Origin of the sequence: Streptomyces sp. 1331.2 (genome assembly GCF_900199205.1) — a bacterium.
Taxonomy (GTDB): domain Bacteria; phylum Actinomycetota; class Actinomycetes; order Streptomycetales; family Streptomycetaceae; genus Kitasatospora.
This window is the reverse complement of the sequence record NZ_OBMJ01000001.1, coordinates 3964868-3986004: the sequence shown is the minus strand read 5'-3', so window position 1 is coordinate 3986004 and position 21137 is coordinate 3964868. Positions and strand designations below refer to the sequence as shown.

Sequence of the window (21137 nt, the reverse complement as noted above, 5' to 3'; positions counted from 1 at the left end):
CCCCTCCCCCACCCCCTCCCCCGACAACCCGCGGGCCCGCGCCCCCGGATGGGGGGCACGGGCCCGGTGCCGCTGTCGGGAGGTCCGGTTCCGGTCAGCCCTCGTCGGTGGCCGCGGTCTTGCTCGCGGCCGTCTTCTTGGCCGCCGTCTTCTTCGCCGCCGCCGTCTTGGTGGTGGTGGTCTTCTTGGCGGCCGTCTTCTTCGCCGCGGTCTTGGTGGCCGTGGTCTTGGTGGCCGTCGCCTTCTTGGCCGCCGTCTTCTTCGCCGGGGCCTTCTTCGCCGCCTTCTTCACCGGCCCGCGCGCCCGCTTCTCGGCGAGCAGCTCGTAACCGCGCTCCGGCGTGATGGTCTCGACGTCGTCGTCCTTGCGGAGCGTGGCGTTGGTCTCGCCGTCGGTCACGTACGGGCCGAAGCGGCCGTCCTTGACCACCACCGGGCGCTCGCTGACCGGGTCGTTGCCCAGCTCCTTGAGCGGCGGGGCGGCGGCGGCCCGGCCGCGCTGCTTGGGCTGGGCGTAGATCGCCAGCGCCTCGTCGAGGGTGATCGTGAAGAGCTGGTCCTCGCTGGTGAGCGAGCGGGAGTCGGTGCCGCGCTTGAGGTAAGGGCCGTAGCGGCCGTTCTGCGCGGTGATCTCGGCGCCCTCGGCGTCGGTGCCGACGACGCGCGGCAGCGAGAGCAGCCGCAGCGCGTCCTCCAGCGTGACGGTGTCCAGCGACATCGTCTTGAACAGCGAGGCGGTGCGCGCCTTGACCGCGTTCTTGCCGGTCTTGGGCGTGCCCTCGGGCAGGATCTCGGTCACGTACGGGCCGTAGCGGCCGTCCTTGGCGACGAGCATGTTGCCGCTGACCGGGTCGGGGCCGAGCTCGAAGTCGCCGCTGGGCTTGGCCAGCAGCTCCTCGGCCAGCTCGACGGTCAGCTCGTCCGGCGGCAGCTCGTCGGGGATGTCGGCGCGCTGGCCGGGCTCGCCCTCGACGGTGGAGGCGCGCTCGACGTACGGGCCGTAGCGGCCGACCCGCAGGGTGATGTCGTCGCTGATCCGGAACGAGCTGATCTCCCGGGCGTCGATCGCGCCGAGGTCGGTGACCAGCTCCTTCAGACCGCCCAGGTGGTCGCCGTCGCCGTTGCCGGCCTCGGCGGCGCCGCCCGCGGCGTGGCCCTCGCCCTCGCCGAAGTAGAAGCGCTTCAGCCACGGCACGGACTGCGCCTCACCGGCGGCGATCCGGTCGAGGTCGTCCTCCATCTTCGCGGTGAAGTCGTAGTCGACCAGCCGGCCGAAGTGCTTCTCCAGCAGGTTGACCACGGCGAAGGAGAGGAAGGACGGGACGAGCGCCGTCCCCTTCTTGAACACGTACCGGCGCTGGATGATCGTGTCGATGATCGACGCGTAGGTGGAGGGGCGGCCGATCTCCCGGTCCTCCAGCTCCTTGACCAGCGAGGCCTCGGTGTAGCGGGCCGGCGGCTTGGTGGCGTGGCCCTCCGGGGTGATCCGCTCGGCGCCCAGCGGGTCGCCCTGGGCGACCTGCGGCAGCCGGCGCTCGCGGTCGTCGAGCTCGGCGTTCGGGTCGTCCGCGCCCTCGACGTAGGCCTTGAGGAAGCCGTGGAAGGTGATGATCTTGCCGGAGGCGGAGAACTCGACGTCCCGGCCGTCCGCGGAGGTGCCGCCGACCCGGACGGTGACGGACTGGCCGACCGCGTCCTTCATCTGGGAGGCGACGGTGCGCATCCAGATCAGCTCGTACAGCTTGAAGTCGTCGCCGCTCAGGCCGGTCTCGGCGGGGGTGCGGAAGCGGTCGCCGGAGGGGCGGACGGCCTCGTGCGCCTCCTGCGCGTTCTTGACCTTGCTGGCGTAGGTGCGCGGGGCGTCCGGCAGGTAGTCGGCGCCGTACAGCTGGGTGACCTGCGCGCGGGCGGCGGAGATCGCGGTGTCCGACAGCGTGGTGGAGTCGGTGCGCATATAGGTGATGAAGCCGTTCTCGTACAGCTTCTGGGCCACCTGCATGGTCCGCTTGGCGCCGAAGCCCAGCTTGCGGCTGGCCTCCTGCTGCAGCGTGGTGGTGCGGAACGGCGCGTACGGCGAGCGGCGGTAGGGCTTGGACTCGACGCTGCGGACGCTGAACGCGGTCTGCGCCAGGGCGGCGGCCAGCTGCCGGGCGGCCTGCTCGTCCAGGTGCAGGGTGTTGACGCTGCCGGCCTTCAGCTGCCCGTTCGAGCCGAAGTCGCGGCCGCTGGCGATCCGCTTGCCGTCGACGCTGGCGAGGCGGGCGCCGAAGGTCTCCGGGTTGGCCGCGTCCGCGGGGGTGCGGCCGGTGCCGAAGGTGCCGACCAGGTCCCAGTACGAGGCGGTGCGGAAGGCCATCCGCTCGCGCTCCCGCTCGACCACCAGGCGGGTCGCGACGGACTGCACGCGGCCCGCCGACAGCTTCGGCATGACCTTCTTCCACAGCACCGGCGAGACCTCGAAGCCGTAGAGGCGGTCGAGGATGCGGCGGGTCTCCTGGGCGTCGACCAGGCGCTGGTTGAGCTCGCGCGGGTTGGCCACGGCCTCCTGGATCGCCGTCTTGGTGATCTCGTGGAACACCATCCGGTGCACCGGCACCTTGGGCTTGAGCACCTGCTGCAGGTGCCAGGCGATGGCCTCGCCCTCGCGGTCCTCATCGGTGGCGAGGAAGAGCTCGTCGGACTCCGCGAGCAGCGACTTCAACTTGCTGACCTGGGACTTCTTGTCCGCGTTGACCACGTAGATGGGCGCGAAGTCGTGGTCGACGTCCACCCCGAGGCGGCGCACCTCGCCGGTGTACTTGTCCGGCACCTCGGCCGCGGTGCTGGGGAGGTCGCGGATGTGCCCGACGCTCGCCTCGACGATGTAGCCGGGGCCCAGGTAGCCCTTGATCGTCTTCGCCTTGGCCGGCGACTCGACAATGACGAGTCGCTGTCCGTGCGCGGTCTCGCTGCTCGGGGACACCTTCGCTCTTCTCTCCCGGTCCTTATGTGGCTGGCCGACGCCGGGAGCACGGGCTGCGCTCCGCCCGACCCCTCCCACCGTCCGGGGCCGCCGCTTCACGACACCCCCACACAGCGGAGTGTGACCGTACCCCGGCCACCCTTGTCAAACGGACGGATCCTGCGTTTCCACGTGCCGGGCTCACCGACGCCACTCGAACGGTAACCCGATGACGGAGGTTCCCGCCCCGTGGAGGGCGGCCTTCGGCAGGTTCCGGAGGATGGAATGACGGATTTCAAGATCTGTCAACGCAAAATCGACGCCCGGGGCCGCGGGGCCTCCAGGACGGCCGGGAACGATCGGGAGCCCGGGACGCCGAGATCCCTGGACTCCGAGAGCCCGGAACGCCAGGAGCCCGTACGGTCAGCCGCCGACCGCGGCCAGCAGCCCGGCGCCCGCCACCAGGAACGCCACCCCCAGCGCGCTCCACAGCAGATCGGTGGCGGCCGCCCGGCCGACCTCCCCGGCCGCCAGCACCACGCGACTCGGACGCTCCGGGTCGTAGCAGATCCGCACCGAGGACCCGGGGGCGAAGCGGTCCGGGCGGCGCAGCGGGGTGTGCCCGCGCGGCCGGGTGCGCACGAGCCCCGCAATCCGGCACCCGCCGGAGCTGCCGGACCCGCCGGAGCCGCCGACCGAGGGCGGCACGGAGAAGGAGAGCAGCGGTGCACTGTCCAGTCGGCCGTGCACGTCGTCCTCGGCGACCACCGTGGCCACCGCTGCGACGCCCCGGCGGCGCACCCGACGGCGAAGGCGCACTTCGGCGGCGCACCAGAGCAGCAGTACGCCACCGAAGAGGGCGAGCACCAGCCCGCCCACCGTCGCCGTCGTCGTGTCCACCCCTGGCCCCCGGCTCCCCAGCTCTGTCCACAGCCTGTGGACAGAGCCTCACAGCGGACGGCCAACGGGGGGAAGCCGCCCGGCGGCCACCGGACGAACCAGGGGGTACGGGAGGGTGAACCGGGCCGGCCTCAGCGGACCGGGTCGATGAACCCCTGCTCGGTCAGCAGCCGCAGCGACTCCGGCACCCGGTCCCGCAGCACCACCCGGTCCTCGCCGAGCAGCTGCGCGATGGCGTCCACGATCTCGCCCGCCGACAGCGTCCCGTCGCAGACCCCGACGAAGCCCGCGCCCACCGTGTCCACCTTGGTGGCCCGCCGCATGCCGCGGTTGTGACGCAGGATCACGTGCTCCGGGTCCTCCGCCCCCGGCGCGCCGACCTGCTCCTGGACCACCTCGTCGGCCAGCACGTAGCGGGCCGCGAGCAGGGCGGCGTCGTCGTGCGAGCGGAGGAAGTCCTGCCGGTCGAACCAGGCCTCGATGTGCGGGCCGAGCGGCTGCTCCACCGGGTGCGGCCACTCCTCGACCCGGACGGTCGGGCGCTCGGCGCCGCTCGCCCGCAGGGTGATCCACCCCATGCCGATGCCCTCGACCCGGCCCGCCTCGAAGGCGTCCAGCCACTCGCCGTACCGGGCCTGGTAGTCACCGCCCGGACCGCGGTGGTCGCCGCCGTCGCGCAGCCACAACTCGGCGTACTGGGCCACGTCCTGGACCTCGCGCTGGACGACCCAGGCGTCCAGCCCGGTCCCCGCGACCCAGCCGGCCAGCCGCTCGTGCCAGTCCTCGCCCTTGACGTGCTGCCAGTTGGCGAGCAGCTGGCAGTAGCCGCCGGGCTCCAGGTGGTCGGCGGCCGAGCGGACCAGGCTGCGGCACAGGTCGTCGCCGGCCATGCCGCCGTCGCGGTAGGTGAACCGGCCACCGGGCGAGATGACGAACGGCGGGTTGGAGACGATCAGGTCGAACTTCCGCTCCCCGACCGGCTCGAAGAGGCTCCCGGCGGACATCTCGGTGTTGTCGAACCCGGACAGCGCCAGGGTCAGCTCGGTGAAGCGCAGGGCGCGCGGGTTCAGGTCGGTGGCGGTGACGGTGCCGGAGTGTCGGGCCGCGTGCAGCGCCTGCACACCGGAGCCCGAGCCGAGGTCCAGCGCGGACCGGACGGGGCGGCGCACGGTGATGTTGGCGAGCGTGGTGGAGGCACCGCCGACGCCCAGCACCAGGTCCTTGCGGGCCACCCCGTGCGCGGTCTCACCGGAGCCGATACCGCCCGCGCCACCCACCGCGCAGCCCAGGTCGGAGACCACCCAGGCATCCGAACTCGGCAGCCCGGCAACCTCGTTGGCGTACGGCCGGACGTCGACGGTGGCGCGCACCAGGTCCCCGTCCGGGCGCAGCCAGCCGTCCGCCAGGCAGTCCTCCACCGGCAGCGCGGCGGCGGCCGCCTGGTACGGCACCGGCTGCTGGAGCAGGAACAGCCGCACCAGCGTCTCCAGCGGACTGCCGCCGCGGGTCGCACGCAGCGCCGGGACCGCCTCGCTGCGGGCCAGGGCCGAGTAGCCGGCGGGCCCGAGCAGGTCGAGGCACCCGTCGGCGGTGAACGAGGCGGCGAGCAGCGCCTCGCGCAGTTTGGCGAGGCGGGTCGGGTCGAGAACGGGGCTACTGATCACCCCGCCATTGTCCCCCGCGGCCCACCCGTCGGCCGCCCCGCCCTCGCCGTCCCCAGCGGAAGCCCGCCCGGCCCCACACGCCCCCGGCGCACCTCCCCGCGCCCCTGCCGCACCCGGTCTGCTCCCGGTCTTGCACCGGCCGCACGGGCCGCACGGGCCGCGACACGCAGCAGCCGGCGCCGCCCCTGCGAGCGGCACCGGCTGTCCGTTCCCTGCGGTCAGCTCGCGCTGGGGGCAGGGGTGGTGGGGGCAGCCGGGGTGGTGGCGGCGGGAGCCCCGGGCGCGGGAGTGCTGCCGGGAGCGCCCGCCGTGTCGGTCGCGCCGGGGGCCGGGGTCGGGGCGGGGTCGCACCTGCAGGCGCCGGGGTACCGCTCGCCCCACCCGTCGGGACGGCGCTCGCCCCGCCCGTCGGGACGGAGGCCGGAGCAGAGGTCGCAGAAGGCTTGCAGCCCCCCTGCTTGGCCATCGCGGCGCCGAGGTCGCCGCGCTGCAGCTTGGCCTGCGCCTGGGTGGAGAGCGAGGCCAGCTGCTGCACCTGGTCGGCGACGCTGCGCAGCCCGTCGGCGAACTTCGCCTGGTCGTTGTTGGGCAGCGCGTCCAGCTTCTTCTGGACCTCCTGGTACCCGTCGGCCGCCTTCTTCAGCTCGTCGACGGTGTCCTTCTGCAGCGCCGCACCGTCCTGAACCTTGGGGGCGCCGGCCGAGTCGATGGCGGCCGCGATGTCCTGGTTGGTCTTGGCCAGCCGGCCGATGTCCGCGGACAGCCGCTTCTGCAGGTCGGCCGGGGCCTCACCGGTCTTCACCTGGCCGGTGTCGGCGAGCGCGGCCTGCGCCTGGGCGATCGGGTCCTTGGCCGAGCCGCAGACGTTCGACGCCCAGGACTCCAGCTGCTTGCTGTTGTCGTCGCCGCCACAGCCGACGGCGCCGAACGCGAGCAGCACGCCGAGGGCGGGTACGGCCAACAGTCGCTTGTTCACCGGGAGAAGCCTTTCGGTTTCGGTCGTCTTCGGTCGTCGAACCTACACGGCCGATGTCCGCTCCCCGGTTCCCGGTTCCCGCCGGTGATCTCCGCCGGGCATCTCCACCCGGCATCTCCACCCGGCATCTCCGTCCGGCCCTTCGACCGGCCCCTTCGACCGGCTGCCCGCCCCCGGCCGCGACTCAGGCCCGCTCGACCCGGATCGGGTCGCCCGGCCGTACGGTGCGCAGCACCCCGGCGTCCCCGTCCAGGGCGCCGAGGACGTTGCAGGGGCTGGCCAGCCGGCACTCACCGGCCCGCGAGACCGGGGTCGGCCCGTACGGCAGCGCGAGGCTGTCCCCGTCGGTCCAGAAGGCGACCGTGCCGGGCTCCACGACCTGTCGGGCACCGTCCTCGCGCGGCACACTCAGGGGCGTACCGAAGTAGACCTCCTCGCCCCAGGTGCTCGCCGACGAGTCGATCGGCAGCTCGGCCCAGAGCGCTTCGGTGGTGGGGGTGGCCGCCAGCGTGGCGGTCGCCTGCCCGGCCGGCCACAGGATGCGTATCCGCATGGACTTCCTCTTCCGCGACGAGGTCCGATCAGCGATCGGACCCGGTCGTGCCGGAAGCAGGGAACCGCCGGGGTCCGCCTGGTGTCAACGCGCGCCCAAGGGCTGGACGCCGTGGGCCGCCGAAACCCGGTCCCCGGAACCCCCGGAGAACCGGGCCGCGCGTGGAAGCGAACGCTCAGACCGCCACGGAGGCGACCGAAACCGGCCAGCTCATCCGGATCACGCCACCGTCCGTGCCGTTGGTGACCTCCAGGTCCTCGACCAGACCAGTGATCACGGCGAGGCCCAGGGTGTCCTCGTCCGGGTCGCCGCCCTCGGCGGCCCCGGAGGACGGGACGGTGGCGGGGCCGGCCTCGTCCTCGACCTCGATGAAGAAACGCTTCTCCTGGTCGGTCAGCGCGACCCTCACCGTGCCGCCGATGCCGCCACGCTGGTGCAGGCCGACCGCTCGGGAGCACGCCTCACCGACCGCGAGCCGTACCTCGTCGAGCACCGACTCGTCGACCCCGGCCCGTCTGGCGACGGCCGCGGCGACCAACCGGGCCGTCCGCACGTGCTCGGGAAGCGCGCTGAATCGAAGTTCGACGGTTGCCATCTCTCCCCCTCGGGGTGCTCCGACCGGGGCCGGAGGTTCGGCCCATGCGGGCCGGACGGGACCGGCCCAGAGGCGGCCGGGACCCACCGGGCCGCGCGGGCCCGGCCGGCCCGGACGCGAAGAACGGGCGGGCCGGCCACGAGGGCCGGCCCGGCCGCGTCAGTCGGTCGCGTTGACCGCGTCGTCCACCGAGGTGTGGATCGGGAAGACCTTGGTCAGTCCGGTGATGCGGAAGATCTTCAGGATGCGCTCCTGGTTGCAGACGAGGCGCAGCGAGCCCTCGTGGGCGCGCACCCGCTTCAGACCGCCCACCAGCACACCCAGGCCGGTCGAGTCGAGGAAGTCGACGCCTTCCATGTCGACGACGAGGTGGTACTTGCCGTCGTTGACGAGCTCGACCAGCTGCTCCCGCAGCTTCGGGGCGGTGTACACATCGATCTCGCCGCCAACCTCGACGACCGTGCGATCGCCGACTGAACGGGTCGACAGGGACAGGTCCACGGAACCTCCAGCACCTTGCCTTGCTACGTCATGTGCGATCCTCGGCCGGACGGCCGCCACCGCATGGTCGCGAGCCCGGGCGCGCCCAGCCACGCGTGGCGAGCCTCAGCGCTGCGACCCACGGCCGTACGGCCGTCACGGCCACATTCAACCACCTGCGACCATGCCCGCACGATGGCTTACGACGATTCTCCGTCACGCCGGTGACACACTGGGTCCTCATGCCGCCCCGACACAGCCCGCCCGAGGCACTGCTCACGACCCTGGCCACCGGCCGGGGGCGGTCCGACCGGCTCACCCATACGGAGCACCTTCCCGCCCGACCTGCGCGTTATGCGCCGTGGCCCGAGTCGATCCGCCCGGAGATCGTGGCCTCGGCGCTCGCCGTCGGGGTGGAGCAGCCCTGGGCGCACCAGGCGGAAGCGATGAACCTGGCCAAAAGCGGTCAGACTGTGGTGATCGCCACAGGCACCGCCTCGGGCAAGTCGCTGGGTTACCTGGCCCCGGTGCTCAGCGACCTGCTGGACGGCACCGAGGCCCGCAACGGCCGCGGAGCCACCGCGCTCTACCTGGCACCGACCAAGGCGCTCGCCGCCGACCAGCGCCGCCGGGCCGCCGAACTCGCCCCGCCGAGGGTCCGGGCCGCCCTGTACGACGGCGACACCCCGCCCGAGGAGCGCGAGTGGGTCCGCCAGTACGCCTCCTACGTGCTCACCAACCCGGACATGCTGCACCGGGGCATCCTGCCCGGCCATGCCCGCTGGGCCTCCTTCCTCAAGGCACTGCGCTACGTGGTCGTCGACGAGTGCCACAGCTACCGGGGCGTGTTCGGCTCGCACGTCGCCCAGGTGCTGCGCCGACTGCGCCGCATTTGCGCCCGTTACGGTTCGTCACCCGCCTTCCTGCTGGCCTCCGCCACCACCGCCGACCCGGCCGCCACCGCCCGGCGTCTCACCGGCCTGCCCGCCGTGGCCGTCACCGAGGACGCCTCGCCGCGCGGGCCGATGGTCTTCGGCCTCTGGGAGCCCCCGCTGACCGAGAACGTCGGCGAGCACGGCGCACCCGTCCGCCGCACCGCCACCGCCGAGGCGGCCCACCTGCTCACCGACCTCGTCGAGCGGGAAACCCGCACCGTGGTGTTCGTCCGCTCCCGGCGGGCAGCCGAACTCGTCGCCCTGCAGACCCAGGACCAGCTCCCCCGGCCGCTCGCCGACCGGGTGGCCGCCTACCGCGGCGGCTACCTGGCCGACGAACGCCGGGCCCTGGAACGCGCCCTGCACACCGGCCGACTGCTCGGCCTCGCCTCCACCTCCGCTCTCGAACTCGGCGTCGACATCTCCGGCCTCGACGCCGTCCTGATGGCCGGCTACCCCGGCACCCGGGCCTCGCTCTGGCAACAGGCGGGCCGGGCGGGCCGCGAGGCCCAGGGCGCGCTGGCCGTCCTGATCGCCCGGGACGACCCGCTGGACACCTACCTGGTGCACCACCCGGAAGCGCTGTTCGCGGCGCCCGTCGAGGCCACCGTGCTCGACCCCGACAACCCGCACGTGCTCGCCCCGCACCTGTGCGCGGCCGCCGCCGAACTCCCGCTCACCGACGCCGACCTGGACCTGTTCGGGCCCTCCACCGCACCGCTGCTGCCCGTCCTGGAACGGCGCGGCCTGCTGCGCCGGCGCAGCGACGGATCCTGGTACTGGACCCGCCGGGAGCGCGCGGCCGACGCTGTGGACCTGCGCGGCAGCGGCGGCAGCCCGGTGCAGATCGTCGAGGCCGACACCGGTCGACTGCTCGGCACGGTGGACGCCGCCGCCTCGCACACCGCTGTCCACACCGGGGCCGTCCACCTCCACCAGGGCCGCACCTACCTGGTCCGGGAGCTCGACCTGGAGAACTCCGTCGCCCTGGTGCAACCGGCCGACCCGCCGTACACCACGGCCGCCCGCGACATCACCTCCGTCTCCGTCCTCGGCACCGACACCACCGTGGAATGGGGCGAGGGCCGGCTCAGCTTCGGTTCGGTGGAGGTGGTCAACCAGGTGGTCGGCTACCTCCGGAAGCGGATCTCCACCGGGGAGATCATGGGCGAGACCAAGCTGGACCTGCCGCCCCGGACGCTGCGCACCCGTGCGGTCTGGTGGACCGTCACCGAGGACCAACTGTTCGACGCGGACATCCCGCTCGACCAGCTCCCCGGCGCCGCACACGCCGCCGAGCACGCCTCGATCGGCCTGCTGCCGCTGTTCGCCACCTGCGACCGGTGGGACATCGGCGGTGTCTCCGTCCCGCTGCACCCGGACACCGGGCTGCCGACCGTGTTCGTCTACGACGGCCACCCGGGCGGGGCCGGCTTCGCCGAACGCGGCTTCCAGCGGGCGGTCGAGTGGCTGACGGCCACCCGCTCAGCGATCGCCTCCTGCGAGTGCGAGCGCGGCTGCCCGTCCTGCGTCCAATCGCCCAAGTGCGGCAACGGAAACGACCCGCTGGACAAGGCGGCCGCCGTCCGGATCCTCGACGTCCTGCTGGCCGGGGCGCCCGGCGCCTCGGTGGAGGAGGCCGGGGCGGCCGAGCCCCCGGCCGGCGGAGCGCAGACCGGCGACGTGCCACGCGATTCATGAGGCCGCCGCCGCACTGCTCGGAGCCCCGCCGAGGCCGTCCTCGGCGGCGGTGACCGGAGCCCGGACCGGTCCGGCCCGGGCCCTCGCCCGCGCCGGGCCGACCGACAGCCGCGCCGGGAGCCCGCCGACCCTCACCTCGGCCACCACTTCGACGGCGTCCGCCGACTGGTCCACCGCGCAGGACACCAGGCTCGCGCCCTGGGCGGCGGCGATCCCGGCAGCCCGGGCGCAGCCGCCGTCCTCGTCCAGCAGCAGCCGGTCCGCCGCGGCCAGCGCCGCGAGGTCGGCCGCCGACTCGGCCCGGTGCCGGGCCGCGACCACCGAGCCGACCGCGATCGTCCCGGCGAACACCGCCGTGCCCAGCACCGCCAGGGCGAGCAGCCAGACCGTCGCCGAGCCGGTGTCCGGCCCCCGACCGCCCGCCGCGGCCGCCCGCGCACGGGCCGTACGGACCGCACAGGCCCGGGCCACCCACTGCGCGGCCGTCCTCGGCCCGGTCAGGTCGGCCATCCGCCACCGCCTCCTTCCGTGACTCCCACCAGCACGTCCTCCCGGGCCGCCACGGCCCCTGCGCCGACCCGCACCGTCAACAGCCGGCCGACCCTTCCCGGCCCCGCGCAGGGCGCGTCCACGTCCACCCGCACGGTGTCGGCCGCCGGCACCACCCGGACCCGGGCGCCCGCCGGGGCCGCCGCGCGGGCGAGTTCGGCGGCGTCCGCCTCCCCGCGGGCGGCGGCCCTGGCCCCGATCCGGGCCGCGTCCACGCAGCGGATCTGCGCGGCCGCCGCGAGCACGCCCCAGATCAGCATCCCCGCGAGCAGCACGAGTGCCGGCAGGACCACCGCCGTCTCCGCGGTGACGAAGCCCCCGTCGCCCCGCCGGCCAGGCCGCCACGGCGACGACCGGCCGACCCCACGCACCGCCCGATCACCCGGCATGGAGTGCCCGTTGGAGCGTCTCGGTCAGCGCTCCCGTGATGGCGTCGCTGGTCACCACCTTGTAGAGCACGGCCGCGAGGGCGCACGCGCCCAAGGTCCCGATGGCGTACTCGGCCGTGGTCATCCCGGCGTCCGACCGGCCCCGGCCCCGGGCCAGCCCGCTCAACCGGAGGGCCGCCCAGCGGCTCCTCCGCCGCCACGCCCCCAGCAGCCGCCGGAGCGGGCGCCCGGCACCGGGCCTGATCGCGATCACTGCGGTCATGGATCTCTCCTGTCTCTCGATCGTCTCGACGTCCGTGTCTCGATGTCCGTGTCTCGATGTCCGTGTCTTGCATCCCGGCGCCTCGGCGCCCGGTCACATCGCCCGCGCGAAGCCGCTGGTGAGGCCGACCACGACCGGCACCACGCCGATCAGTACGAAGGCCGGGAGGAAGCAGAGCCCCAGCGGCGCGGTGGCGAGTACGGCGGCTCTGCGGACCCTGGCGTGGGCCGCGCGGGCGGCCGCCGCGCGCTGCTCCTGGGCCAGCCCGATCAGCAGCCCGGCGGCGGGGGCTCCGCCGACGCTCGTCCGAATCAGGCAGCGCCCCAGTGGTGCGAGCGCCGGATGTCGCTCGCCCAGCCGGGTCCAGCAGAGCTCCGGCGGTGCGCCGAGCGCCAGTTCGGCCCCGATCGCCACCAGCCGGGGCCCCATCGGCGCGTCCACACTGCGGCCCACCTCCGACACCGCCTCGGAGGGCAGCGCCGCGGACCCGAGGCAAGCCGCCAACAGCTCGGCACTCAGCGGGAGTTGCCTGACGAGCAGCTCCTCCTCCCGGGCCGCCCGACGGTCCTGTGGTGTCTGCGCCCTCGCCAGCCGGCGATGGGCCCCCACAGCCACCAGCGCCCCGACGACCAACCCGGTGCCGCCACCGACCAGCAGGGCCGTCGCGAGCCCGGCGCCGGCGGCCAGGGCCGCCTGCCGCCGACGGCCGACGCCCGCCGACACAGGCCCCGCCCGCTTCTGCTGCTCCGCTCGCCCACGGGCCCCGGCGAACGCCCGCCGTCGCCTCGCCCGGCCGCGCGCCAGCTCCGACACCCGCACCGCCACGGCCGCCAGGACCGGAACCACGGCCGCCACCCCGAGGAGCCCCCGCATCACCGTGCCACCGCCCTCGCCGCGAGCACCCTGGCCCGCAGCCGCACCCGCGAGAGCCCACATCCCGCCTCCTCGGCCCGCAGCGGGGCCACCGTGCCGTCGCGCGCCCGACGGCGCGCGGGGACAACGCGGCGCCGCGCATGCCCCGACGCCGCCCCGCCGGTGGGGGCTTGAAGACGGGCCCGAGGATCCTCCAGCGCGCCCCGGGCGGCCGACCGCACGATGCGCGCCGTCCAGAGCACTCCCAGCCCCTCCAGGGCAGCCCCAGCCGCGAGGCAGCCCAGCCCGACGGGCGTGTGCAGCAGGACGTCCAGCGGGCGGGCCCCGAGCGCGGCGCCGAGGAGCAGCCCGGCGGCCGGCAGCGCGGCGAGGACGGCGATCGTCGCCCGCGGCCCGGCCAGCTCGCCGGCGATCTCCTCCGCCAAGGCCCGCTCCCCGCGCAGCGCCTCGGCGACCCGGTCCAGCGCGGCGGCGAGCCCCGCCCCGCTGTCGGCGGCGACCCGCCAGCAGGCCGCGATGGCTGCCGCCCCGCTCCCGCCCGGCAGTTCGGCCAGCAGGTGGAACGCGGCCGACACGTCCCCGCCGTAGCGGCCCGCCGCGAGCCGTGCCACCGGCTCCTCACCGAGCCTGCGCAGCCCGTCCCGGTCGGCGGCCAGCCTCGCCGTGACCAGGTGCAGCGCCTGCTCCGGCGTCGCCCCGCTGCGCAACTCCCCGGCCAGCCCGGCGCAGAGCTCCACGACAGCGGCAGCCCGCCGCCCGGCCTCCGCGGCCCTGCGCCGCCGCAGCCGCCACCTGCGCAGCGGCGGGACGGCCAGCGCCGCCGCCAGTACCGGCACCGGCGAGGTGGTGGCCTGCCCGGCCACCAACCCCACCGGCAGGAGTAGCAGTTCGGGCACCAAGGCCTCCGGCAGCCGGCCCCGCCGCCGGCCCCACCTCACCGACTCCGGCTCCGGCTCGGGGCCGGGCCCCCGCAGCGGCGGCCCACCGCCCGCGAGCACCAGTCTGGAGCGCCATCCTCCCGGCAGCCGCTCCTGCACCGCACGCCACCCGGCGACGGCCGCCAGGCAGAGCGCCAGGGCCCAACAGAACGCGATCTGATCCTGCATCACGCCATCGACCTCCGTCACCATCCGTCGTTGCCATCCGTCATCGGCCCTTCCGCCGCCAGGTGCCGAGCAGCGCCACGGCGCCCGTGGCACAGCCGCAGAGCAGCAGGACGAAGGCGAGCTCCACCGCCCGCACCCCCGGTCCCACCGGCCCGGCCGCAGCCACCGCCGCCATCGCGGCCACCGTCGTCACCGTCGTCACCGTCGTCACGACGCCCCCGCCCCGAGCGCCACACCACGTGCCGCCAACAGCCCGACCAGCCGCGCCCAGCCCGCCCCGCGCACCAGGCCGCCCTTCGGCGGGAAGGCCACCGAGGGCGTGGTAACCGCCAGCCCGTCGCGGTCCCCGGCCAGCGTGTGGATCTCCGCCACCCGGCGCCGCCCCGAGCCCGGATCCCGGACCAGGTGCACCACCACGTCGAGCGCGGCCCGCAGTTGGCTGTGCAGGGCCGGCCGGTCGAGCCCCGCGAGCGACCCCAGGGCCTCCAGCCGGACCGGCACGTCCGCCGCAGTGTTGGCGTGGACGGTGCCGCAGCCGCCCTCGTGCCCGGTGTTCAACGCCGCCAGCAGGTCCGACACTTCGGCCCCGCGGACCTCCCCGATCACCAGCCGGTCCGGGCGCATCCGCAGCGCCTGGCGGACGAGGTCCCGAAGGGTGAACTCGCCCAGGCCCTCTTGGTTGGGCGGGCGGCTCTGCAGCCGCACCACGTGTGGATGGGCCGGCCGCAGCTCCGCGGAGTCCTCGGCGACCACGATCCGTTCGTCCGACCCGACCAGGCCGAGCAGCGCCGCGAGCAAGGTGGTCTTGCCCGAGCCCGTCCCGCCGGAGACCAGCAGCGACAGCCGCGCCCGCACGATGCCGGCCAGCAGCTCGGCGCCCTCCGGCGGCAGCGCCCCGCCCGCCACCAACTCGTCGAGCGTGAACGGCTTGGGCCGCCAGACCCGCAGCGAGATGTGCGTGCAACCCGCCGCGATCGGCGGCAGCACGGCGTGCAGCCGGGTGCCGTCGGGCAGTCGGGCGTCCACCCAGGGGCGGGCGTCGTCCAACCGTCGCCCGGCCGCGGTGGCCAGCCGGTGGGCCAGCCGCCGCACCTCCTCGGCGTCGGCGAACCGGACTCCGGCGGCCCGGTGCAGGCCGCCGCCACGGTCGACCCACACCTCCTCCGGACCGTTCACCAGGACGTCCGTGACGTCGGGCGCCGCTAGCAGCCGGTCCAGCGGGCCCGCACCCACCAGTTCGGCGCGCAACGAGCGCACGGTGTCCAGGACCTCGTCCCCGCCGAGCGGCGGGCGGTTGGCCCGCAGCGCCGCCGCGACCGAGCCCGCCGTCGGGGCCGCCCCCGACTCGGCCAGCCGCAACCGCACCGCGTCCACCAGGGCCGCCGACCGCTGTTCGCGGGCCGTCCGGCCGTACGGGCAGGGCCCGTGCCCGGCCTCCGGCGGGCCTCCCGGCGGCGGCACGCTCCTGAGCAGCCGGTGCTCCCGCGCACCGCCGCCCGCACCGGGCTCGCCGCTCCGAAGGACTGTTCTGCGCAGACGGACCATCAGTACACACCTCCTCCGACCGCCGGCACCGGCGGCAGCACCTCGTTCAGGAAGGTCGCGCTGAAGCGCGCGAGCGGGCCGCTCTCCCGGAGCCCGGGCGGGACGCCCTTCTCGACGTCCTGGGCCAGGCCCGGTTCCGGTTCCAGCTCCCCCACCAGCGGCAGCCGCAGCCCCCGGGCGATCCGATGGGCCGGGAGCCCGCCGGTCCGCACCGACCGCACCACGGCCCGGACGTCCCCGAGCCTCATCCGGGCTGCTGCCGCGACCCGGTCCGCGGCGGCCACCGCGCGCAGCTCGGCGGGCACCACCAGCAGCGCCAGGTCGGACTGCTCCAGCGCCTGCCCGGCAGCCGCGTCCAGGTGGCGGGGCACGTCGACCACCACCAGCCCGCCACGACGCCTGGAGGCAGCCAGCACGCTGCGCATGGCCTCCGGCGGCACCGTCAGGGTGTCGCCGCGGTCCCAGGAGAGGCAGGACAGCGCGGAGAGCCTTCCGAGCGCCGGCAGCGCCCTGGCCAGCTCCGCCCCGCTCACCCGCCCGCGCGAGCCGGCCAGATCGGGCCAGCGCAGCCCCCGAGCCGTCTCCCCGCCGAGCAGGACATCGAGGCCGCCGCCCAGCGGATCGCCGTCGATGAGCATGGTCCGCCGGCCCGCCCGCGCGGCCGTGACCGCCAGGGCGCAGGCCAGCGTCGACGCCCCGGCCCCGCCCCGGCCGCCGAGCACCGCGACCGTGACCGCCGGGGGGCCGTCGCCCTCGGCCGCGTCGGCGATCCGGTCGAGCAGCCAGGCCTCCGCGTCGGGCAGGAACAGCACGTGTTCGGCGCCGAGTTGGACGGCCCTGACCCACACGCCCGGGTCGTCCAGATCCAGCCCGAGCAGCAGCACTCCGCCGCGTCGGCCCAGGCCGGAGCAGTGGGCGGCCCGGTCGTCCCCGACCAGGACCAGCGAGGCCGCCTCCCAGAGCTCCCGCGTCGGCGGCGCGCCGCGGACCAGCCTCGGCTCGGTGCCCGCCGCCGCGCAGAGCCGCAGCAGGTGCTCCGCCAGCCCCTCGTCCTCGGTGACGACGAGCGGCCCACAGGCCCCGGCGCCCTCGGCGGTGGCGTGGTCGGCGATCGGTGTCGACATGGTGTCTCCCCTCCGCGCCGCCGGCCACCAGGGCGGCCGGCGGCGCACGTCGGACGGTTCCGACGGACGGCCGCCCGGCAGACCTCCGAAGAAGGGGATGAGGTCATGCCCGGCGACCGCCGCCGACCATCACGGTGGGGGGAGATCCCGATTCCGTCATCCACGTTCCGATTGCCTGTGGATAACTCGGGGGTTGTGGACGAAAACGTTCACCCGGGCGGGGGGCTAATCGGCAAAGAATTGACGAAAGGGGGGCGCGGAGATGAACCGGCGACCCACCGCGCCACGTACGCCCGATCCCCCGACGGGCGCCCGACCGCCTTCCGGCCGCGTCCCGCACCCCGGTGGAACGGCCGCGCACCGCCGATCGGAACCAGCCGTTCGCTCCGCGACAACCCTGAGCAAACGGCAACGCAGAGTGACGAAAGGGGGTGGACGGGCCGGGCGGTCGACACCCCCTGTACACCGCGGGCGGTTCTCGCGCGCCGATCGCCGCGATGGGCCTTCAAGCCCTGAAAATGGCCCCGGACGTGCGACGACCCCCGCCGGGGGGGAGAGCGGGGGTCGTCTATCCACAGCCCGACTCGGGGGGGGAGGAGCCGGACCGGGTTAGCACGGTCGCGAACGATCCGTGACTTCCATGGTGTACCCGAGCGGCCAGAAACACAAACCCGCACGCCCGCGAGTACGCCGAATGGCGGGGTGTTTTCCGGCTCCCTCTATCCTCGGTTCCCGTGGACACCACCGAGAACGCCGACGACCACGCCGACGAGTCCCCGGGCGACACCACCGGGCCCGAAGAGCTCCGCGCGGAGGTCCGCCCCCGGTCGGGCGGGTTGCGCACGGCGGCCTTCTTCGACCTCGACAAGACCATCATCGCGAAGTCGAGCGCACTGGCCTTCAGCCGCCCGTTCTACCAGGGCGGCCTGATCAACCGTCGGGCCGTACTGCGCAGTGCGTACGCCCAGTTCGTCTTCCTGGTCGGCGGCGCGGACCACGACCAGATGGAGAAGATGCGCGAGTACCTCTCCTCGCTCACCCGCGGCTGGAACGTCCAGCAGGTCCGCGAGATCGTCGCCGAGACCCTGCACAACCTGATCGACCCGATCATCTACGACGAGGCAGCCTCGTTGATCGAGCAGCACCACGCGGCCGGCCGGGACGTGGTGATCGTCAGCAGCTCCGGCTCCGAGGTGGTCGAGCCGATCGGCGCGCTGCTCGGTGCGGACCACGTGATCGCCACCCGGCTCAAGGTCGAGGACGGCTGCTACACCGGCGAGATCGAGTACTACGCCTACGCCGAGAACAAGGCAGCCGCCATCCGGGAGTTGGCCGAGGTCGAGGGCTACGACCTGGCCGCCTCCTACGCCTACAGCGACTCCTCCACCGACCTGCCGCTGCTGGAGGCGGTCGGCCACCCGTCGGCGGTCAACCCCGACCGCGCGCTGCGGAAGGAGGCGCAGGCCCGGGAGTGGCCGGTGCTGGTCTTCGACAAGCCGGTGGAACTCCGGCGGCGGCTGCCCGAGTTCTCCGCTCCGAGCGGCTCGGTGCTGACCGCGGTGGCGGTGGGGACGGCCCTCGCGACCGCAGGGGTGATCTGGTACCTCGCCCGCCGGCGGCGCCCCACCGCCTGAGGCCCCGCCCCACCCTGCACCGGCCCCGTTCTGGACAAAACGGGCAAACGGCACAGACTTCTCGTTTCGGGTTCCCCTTTCGCCCGAAACGCGATACAAATGAAGCACGGCCCGCGAGACCCGGTCAGGACCGAAGAGGTCAAACCGACAACGCAGTTCAGGCCCCACGGACCGCACGTACAGATATCCGAGCACCCACATGCAGCCGACCCGCTGTCGGGCCGCCGGACCAGACGAACGGGCAGGATCCCCGTCTGATCGGCACTTCCGGTGCATGCATGGTCACCCGGTATCCGTACCAGCGGCGGCACCCGGCAGTATCAGGTGCCGCCGCATCTCTGCATGAAGGGCCCCTTCGCGGGGCCCTTCCGCATGTTCGGCCCGTTCGCTCAGGCCATGCCGCGCTGCATCGCCTCGCAGACCGCCGTGCTCTCCCGCACGCCGAGCCGCAGCGCCCGGCCGCAGTGCGCGATCCAGGCCGCCATCCCCTCGGGGGTGCCCGCCAGGTAGCCCGCGAGGGCCCGGCGGTAGGTGTCGGTGCCGAGCTCCGCCAGGCCGACCTCGGCCGGGCAGATGGCCTTCGGGTCGAGCCCCTCGGCGATCAGCACGATCCGCTGGGCGGCCCGCGCGATCACCCCGTTGTACGCGCCGAACGGCCGCAGCGCGAGCAGTTCGCCGTGCACCACCGATGCCACCACGAGAGCCGGCGTGCCCACGCCCTGGCCCTCCGCGCGCGCCACCAGCAGCCGGGAGAGCTGGTCGAGCCGGGCGGCGACCTCCTCCGCCCCCGGGGCGGGCGGCAGCAAGGGCGGCGGCCCGTCCACGGCGTCGACCTCGACGCTCTCCACCGGCGCCAGCTCCAGGGGGAACAGCTCCTCGGCGCCCTCCCCGGCCCGGCGCGGCCGTCCGGCGGCCGGATCCCCGTCGCCGACCGCGAGCAGGTGCAGCCGGGCCAGCACCTGGAGCGGCGAGTGCCGCCAGATGCTGAGCAGCTGGCCGGCCTCGGCGGCGACCCGCAGGCCCGCGCCGACGGTGCGGGCCTCGGCGTCCGCACCGAAGTCGGTGCGGCGGCGGACCTCCTCCAACGGCCAGTCGGCCCCGGCCAGGGCCGCGGAGGCGCGGGCGCCGCGCAGCGCGGACTCGGAGGTGACCTCGGCCGCGCGGCGGCGCATCACCCGGTGGCCGTAGAGCCGGTCGACGGCCTTGCGCACCTCGGCGACCGCGTCGGGCACCCCGGGGAGCTGGGCCAGCGGGGCGAGGGGATCTGTTCCAGTGCTCACCTACCCGAGAGTAATGAACGGGCTGCCCCTCCCGGAACAGCAACCCCGCATCACCCGTTAGAGGCAATCCTCACTTCCCTCCCCCGGCGAAGCCCAAACCGCGGCTAGCATGGCCACTATCGGAGACGATAACTATTTCCAACTAGGGTCCGCCCCGTCGCGCGGCCCCTGGGCAGGCGGCCCGGAGCCAGGGCCCTGAGCGAGAGCCGGAGTCCCCAGATGAAGATCGCCTTCGTCGGCAAGGGCGGCAGCGGGAAGACCACGCTGTCCGCACTGTTCATCCGCCACCTGGCCGCCGTCGGTCGTCCGGTCATCGCCGTGGACGCCGACATCAACCAACACCTCGGCCCCGCCCTCGGACTGACGGACGCCCAGGCCGCCGAGCTGCCCTCGCTCGGCGAACACCTGCCGGAGATCAAGGAGTACCTGCGCGGCGCGAACCCGCTGATCCGCTCGGCCGAGGAGATGATCAAGACCACGCCGCCGGGCCGGGGTTCGCGGCTGCTGCGGATCGTCGAGGAGAACCCGGTCTACGCCGCCTGCGCCCGCCCGATCGCGCTGGACGAGGGGTCCGTCCGGCTGCTGGCGACCGGCGCGTTCGCCGAGGAGGACCTGGGGGTGGCCTGCTACCACTCCAAGGTCGGCGCGGTGGAGCTGCTGCTCAACCACCTGCTGGACGGCCCCGACGAGTACCTGGTCACCGACATGACGGCGGGCTCGGACTCCTTCGCCTCCGGCCTGTTCACCCGCTTCGACCTGACCTTCCTGGTGGCCGAGCCGACCCGCAAGGGCGTCTCCGTCTACCGCCAGTACCGGGACTACGCCCGCGACTTCGGCGTGCAGCTGCGGGTGATCGGCAACAAGGTGCAGGGCCCGGACGACCTGGCCTTCCTGCGCCGCGAAGTCGGCGACGACCTGCTCACCACCTTCGGCCAGTCGGACTGGGTGCGCCGGCTGGAGCAGGGCGCCGAGCCGCCGCTGAGGGCCCTGGAGCCGGCCAACCGCGCGGTACTGGAGGAGCTGCGGGCCGAGGCCGGGGCGGCGTACGGGCGACGGGACGCGCGGCGCTACACCGAGCAGGCCGTCCTCTTCCACCGCCGCAACGCCGAGAGTTGGGCCAACGCCAAGGTCGGCATCGACCTGGCGACCCAGGTGGACGAGGACTTCGTGCTGGGCGAGTTCGCGGCGGACGGCGAGCGGCCGACCCCGGCGGGCGCCCGCGCCTGACCTCCGCCCCGCGCCCACCTCCACTTACGTCTCCGCGCCCGAACGGGCCGCGGCCTCCCGACACTTCGGGGCGGCTGCGGCCCGTTCGTCGTGTCCCGGCCCGCTCGCGACGACCGGCCCGTTCGACCGCCTCCACCACCGCCACCAGCAGATTCCCGCCGGTTCGAACACCACCCGTTGGGGTGAATCAGGGGGTTTTCCGCTTCCCTCCCGCCACCACGCCGTGCAAAGCTTTCATTACCCTCGGTTTACCGAGTCTTGGGGTCCGCCCCTGATGGTCAGCGCAGGCCGGTGACACCCGCACTCCCCCGCCGCGCCACGCCATCCCGCCACACCGTCGCGACCCACGACAGCCGATCCGCCCGGAGCCCCACCCCGGACTCACCGCCGGACCTGACTGCGT

The 21137-nt window shown here is 74.5% G+C and carries 19 protein-coding genes; 3 read left to right on the top strand and 16 right to left on the bottom strand.

Going from position 1 to position 21137, the window contains the following annotated elements:
• Window positions 1–94 precede the first annotated feature (94 nt).
• The 7 genes from topA to bldG all read right to left on the bottom strand — a co-directional run bounded on the left by topA (window position 95) and on the right by bldG (window position 8130).
• Window positions 95–2962 carry a type I DNA topoisomerase gene (topA, locus tag CRP52_RS16980; protein ID WP_097237170.1) on the bottom strand — a complete coding sequence of 956 codons (2868 nt, stop codon included), beginning with the start codon at window positions 2960–2962 and terminating at the stop codon, window positions 95–97.
• A gap of 402 nt (window positions 2963–3364) precedes the next feature.
• Window positions 3365–3841, bottom strand: a complete 477-nt coding sequence (locus tag CRP52_RS16975) for a DUF3592 domain-containing protein (RefSeq protein WP_097237169.1) — start codon at window positions 3839–3841, stop codon at window positions 3365–3367.
• A gap of 131 nt (window positions 3842–3972) precedes the next feature.
• Window positions 3973–5505, bottom strand: coding sequence for a DUF7059 domain-containing protein (locus tag CRP52_RS16970; protein WP_097237168.1), 1533 nt, complete (start codon window positions 5503–5505; stop codon window positions 3973–3975).
• Window positions 5495–6481 carry a hypothetical protein gene (locus CRP52_RS16965; RefSeq protein WP_097237167.1) on the bottom strand — a complete coding sequence of 329 codons (987 nt, stop codon included), beginning with the start codon at window positions 6479–6481 and terminating at the stop codon, window positions 5495–5497. The genes CRP52_RS16970 and CRP52_RS16965 overlap by 11 nt, the downstream gene beginning before the upstream one ends.
• Before the next feature lie 184 nt (window positions 6482–6665).
• Window positions 6666–7034: a cyclophilin-like fold protein gene (locus CRP52_RS16960; RefSeq protein WP_097237166.1), complete on the bottom strand. Its 369-nt coding sequence runs from the start codon at window positions 7032–7034 to the stop codon at window positions 6666–6668.
• A gap of 175 nt (window positions 7035–7209) precedes the next feature.
• Window positions 7210–7629, bottom strand: a complete 420-nt coding sequence (locus tag CRP52_RS16955) for an ATP-binding protein (RefSeq protein ID WP_097237165.1) — start codon at window positions 7627–7629, stop codon at window positions 7210–7212.
• A 159-nt stretch (window positions 7630–7788) separates the two neighbouring features.
• Entirely contained in the window at window positions 7789–8130 is a 342-nt protein-coding gene (gene bldG / locus CRP52_RS16950) for an anti-sigma factor antagonist BldG (RefSeq protein WP_049659132.1), read from the bottom strand.
• A gap of 221 nt (window positions 8131–8351) precedes the next feature.
• Here bldG and CRP52_RS16945 point away from each other — a divergent pair, with 221 nt between their 5' ends.
• On the top strand, window positions 8352–10745 hold the full coding sequence (locus CRP52_RS16945; RefSeq protein ID WP_097237164.1) for a DEAD/DEAH box helicase: 2394 nt from the start codon (window positions 8352–8354) through the stop codon (window positions 10743–10745).
• Here the strand turns inward: CRP52_RS16945 and CRP52_RS16940 are convergent.
• From CRP52_RS16940 to ssd, 8 genes are all read right to left on the bottom strand, one after another.
• Complete coding sequence (locus CRP52_RS16940; RefSeq protein ID WP_097237163.1) at window positions 10740–11255, bottom strand: Rv3654c family TadE-like protein; 516 nt, start codon at window positions 11253–11255, stop codon at window positions 10740–10742. The genes CRP52_RS16945 and CRP52_RS16940 overlap by 6 nt on opposite strands.
• Window positions 11243–11683 carry a TadE family type IV pilus minor pilin gene (locus tag CRP52_RS16935; protein WP_097237162.1) on the bottom strand — a complete coding sequence of 147 codons (441 nt, stop codon included), beginning with the start codon at window positions 11681–11683 and terminating at the stop codon, window positions 11243–11245. The genes CRP52_RS16940 and CRP52_RS16935 overlap by 13 nt, the downstream gene beginning before the upstream one ends.
• On the bottom strand, window positions 11673–11945 hold the full coding sequence (locus CRP52_RS16930; protein ID WP_097237161.1) for a DUF4244 domain-containing protein: 273 nt from the start codon (window positions 11943–11945) through the stop codon (window positions 11673–11675). The genes CRP52_RS16935 and CRP52_RS16930 overlap by 11 nt, the downstream gene beginning before the upstream one ends.
• A 93-nt stretch (window positions 11946–12038) precedes the next feature.
• Window positions 12039–12791: a type II secretion system F family protein gene (locus CRP52_RS16925; RefSeq protein WP_179852825.1), complete on the bottom strand. Its 753-nt coding sequence runs from the start codon at window positions 12789–12791 to the stop codon at window positions 12039–12041.
• A 26-nt stretch (window positions 12792–12817) separates the two neighbouring features.
• Window positions 12818–13924: a type II secretion system F family protein gene (locus CRP52_RS16920; protein WP_097240134.1), complete on the bottom strand. Its 1107-nt coding sequence runs from the start codon at window positions 13922–13924 to the stop codon at window positions 12818–12820.
• A gap of 40 nt (window positions 13925–13964) precedes the next feature.
• Complete coding sequence (locus CRP52_RS38305) at window positions 13965–14135, bottom strand: hypothetical protein (protein ID WP_179852824.1); 171 nt, start codon at window positions 14133–14135, stop codon at window positions 13965–13967.
• Window positions 14132–15469 (bottom strand): TadA family conjugal transfer-associated ATPase, encoded by a 1338-nt coding sequence (locus tag CRP52_RS16915; RefSeq protein WP_097237159.1) that lies wholly within the window; start codon window positions 15467–15469, stop codon window positions 14132–14134. Before CRP52_RS16915 ends, CRP52_RS38305 begins: the two co-directional genes overlap by 4 nt.
• Window positions 15469–16593, bottom strand: a complete 1125-nt coding sequence (gene ssd / locus CRP52_RS16910) for a septum site-determining protein Ssd (RefSeq protein WP_097237158.1) — start codon at window positions 16591–16593, stop codon at window positions 15469–15471. The genes CRP52_RS16915 and ssd overlap by 1 nt, the downstream gene beginning before the upstream one ends.
• 836 nt (window positions 16594–17429) lie before the next feature.
• Here ssd and CRP52_RS16905 point away from each other — a divergent pair.
• Window positions 17430–18227, top strand: coding sequence for an HAD family hydrolase (locus CRP52_RS16905; RefSeq protein WP_097240133.1), 798 nt, complete (start codon window positions 17430–17432; stop codon window positions 18225–18227).
• 389 nt (window positions 18228–18616) lie between these two features.
• Here CRP52_RS16905 and CRP52_RS16900 read toward each other — a convergent pair whose 3' ends face one another.
• On the bottom strand, window positions 18617–19507 hold the full coding sequence (locus CRP52_RS16900; RefSeq protein WP_097237157.1) for an oxidoreductase: 891 nt from the start codon (window positions 19505–19507) through the stop codon (window positions 18617–18619).
• 219 nt (window positions 19508–19726) lie between these two features.
• Here CRP52_RS16900 and CRP52_RS16895 point away from each other — a divergent pair, with 219 nt between their 5' ends.
• Window positions 19727–20734 (top strand): nucleotide-binding protein, encoded by a 1008-nt coding sequence (locus CRP52_RS16895; RefSeq protein ID WP_097237156.1) that lies wholly within the window; start codon window positions 19727–19729, stop codon window positions 20732–20734.
• Window positions 20735–21137 lie beyond the last annotated feature (403 nt).